This window comes from Paraglaciecola sp. (genome assembly GCF_051252315.1).
Taxonomy (GTDB): Bacteria; Pseudomonadota; Gammaproteobacteria; order Enterobacterales; family Alteromonadaceae; genus Paraglaciecola.
Map to the genome: position 1 here is coordinate 1 of NZ_JBPOFP010000239.1, position 2,360 is coordinate 2,360.

Annotated in this window: 2 protein-coding genes; one reads left to right on the forward strand and one right to left on the reverse strand. The window is 37.7% G+C overall.

All coding sequences use genetic code 11. The features are described from left to right. Positions 1-237: 237 nt before the first annotated feature. Positions 238-1,170, forward strand: coding sequence for a hydroxypyruvate isomerase family protein (locus tag ACSHXM_RS21620; RefSeq protein WP_435692469.1), 933 nt, complete (start codon positions 238-240; stop codon positions 1,168-1,170). 118 nt (positions 1,171-1,288) lie between these two features. On the opposite strand, the gene ACSHXM_RS21625 is transcribed toward ACSHXM_RS21620, so the two are convergent. Further along, on the reverse strand, positions 1,289-2,299 hold the full coding sequence (locus tag ACSHXM_RS21625; protein ID WP_435692471.1) for a 2-hydroxyacid dehydrogenase: 1,011 nt from the start codon (positions 2,297-2,299) through the stop codon (positions 1,289-1,291). Between the last annotated feature and the right edge of the window lie 61 nt (positions 2,300-2,360).

Here is a 2,360-nt window from a genome sequence, read left to right on the forward strand (position 1 = left end):
ATTGCGATAGAAGTTTTAACTATTTTCAACATGGTTAAATTCTCTTTTTAGTTAAGTTAATTGGATTTGTTTGAAACACTCCTTCGCTTCGATGACTCTATTAAAGACCAATTATCTTGATTAAAAAATCTACAAGGTGATACTTAGGTATGTAAAGTTATAAGAAACAATTGTCTTTTCGATATTTATGATTCTGTTAACCTAAGCTTATTGAAACTTTTTGAAGGAAGTTGTGACGTGAATAGACGTGATTTTGTTGTAGGTGCAAGTACCTTAATTGGGGCTTCAACTTTGTCTACTCATTTAGGGGCTAAAACTGAAGGTTTAAATCAATCTATAGGTCACGAATTTGCACTAAATTATGCTCCTCACTATGGGCATTTTAAGTTTTCAGCGGGTGCCGATATCGTTGATCAAATTGCTTATGCTGCCGATCAAGGATTTAATGCTTGGGAGTTTAATGGTTTAGCAAAACAACCTATTGCAGAGCAAAACCGTATTGGAAACGCCCTCGCTAAACACGATATGCAAATGGGTGTTTATGTGTCGGGTATGCCTAATAATTTTTGGTCAGCTCAGCCGGTATATTCAGGGAACGAGGCTAGTGCCAGAGATGCCTTTTTATCTCTAGTTAAAAAACAAGTGGATACAGCTAAACGGGTCAATGCAAAATGGACGACTGTGGTTCCAGGTTTTATTGATCCTAGATTACCTATGGGGTTTCAAACTGCCAACATTATCGACTTGTTACATAGAGTGTGTGACATCTTTGAAAAACATGATTTGACCATGGTACTGGAACCGCTTAATACACGGATTAATCATCCTAATATATTTTTAACCACAGTAGATCAGGCCTATGCTTTATGTACAGCGGTGAACCGTCCAGAATGTAAAATTTTATTCGACATCTACCACGAACAAATCCAAAGCGGGAACATTATTAATACGATTGATGCAGCTTGGAAACACACTGCGTATTTCCAAGTGGGCGACAATCCAGGTAGAAAAGAGCCTACAACGGGTGAGATTAACTATAAAAATATTTTTTCTCATATTCATACAAAGGGTTTTACCGGCATAGTGGGTATGGAACATGGAAAGTCTCAATCTGGGCTAGCGGGTGAACAAGCCCTAATTCAAGCTTATAAAAATACAGATCCTTCTTAAGCTTAAGTATTCAGCAAGCTTGTTACGAATGCTCGTTACAGCCTAATATCTTTTTATATTAAAAGTTCTTTTTAAAATGTGCTGTGTGTAGTTTCACAGATGAGTAAAACTTGATTCATTATAAAAAATTATTGGCGTGTTTTTGGTTAGCAAAACTTACAATATTGTTCAGTGTTGTATGTGCGATTTCGTTTAAGGCTTCTTGGGTAAAAAAACCTTGGTGTCCTGTTATAAGTACATTGTGAAATGTCGATAACCTTTGAAACAAATCATCTTGTATTACTTCACATGAACGATCTCTAAAAAATATTTCGGACTCCATTTCGTAAACATCTAAACCAACGTAACCAATTTGTTGTGTTTTTAAACCTTTGATTAAAGCACTTGTGTCAATTAAACCTCCTCTAGACGTATTGATCAGCATCACTCCTTTTTTCATCTGCTTGATCGTGTTGCTGTTAATCATATGAGTATTGTCAGACGTTAAGGGGCAATGCAGGCTAATAATGTCACTTCTAGCAAATAGGTCTTGCAAACTAATGTATTCAGCCTGAGATTGCATTTTGGGGTTGGGTATAGGGTCATGAGCCAATACTTTGCAGCCGAATCCTTTGACTATGTCAACAAACGCGCTGCCTATGTGCCCTGTGCCAATCACACCTACGGTTTTATTGTGCAAGGTAAAACCTAGCAGGCCTTGTAAGTCGAAATTGCCTTCCTTAACACGGTTATATGCCTTATGAGTGCGCCTGTTTAACGTCATGATCAAGGCAAGGGCATGTTCAGCAATAGCGTGCGGAGAATATACAGGAACATGGCTAACACGGATGCCTAATGTGTGGCATGTGGCAATATCTACATTGTTGTAACCCGCGCATCGCAGGGCTATATGTTTTACGCCTGAGCTAGCTAATTGTTCTACCACTTGCGTGTTAAGTTGGTCATTTACAAATACACAAACTGTGTCAAACCCTTTAGCTAAAGGGACGGTTTTTTCATCTAGTTTTGATTCTATATGGGTAAAGCTGATAGCGTGTTTCTGCACCAATGAATTGAAGACTTTTTGGTCGTAAACTTTACTGCTAAAAAACGCGACTTTTGTGGAAGGCATTGAATTGTCCATACTCATGCTTAGGGAAAAAGAACTGTTTATATTTAACGAGTTTTTATTTGGCTTATCAATATTGATC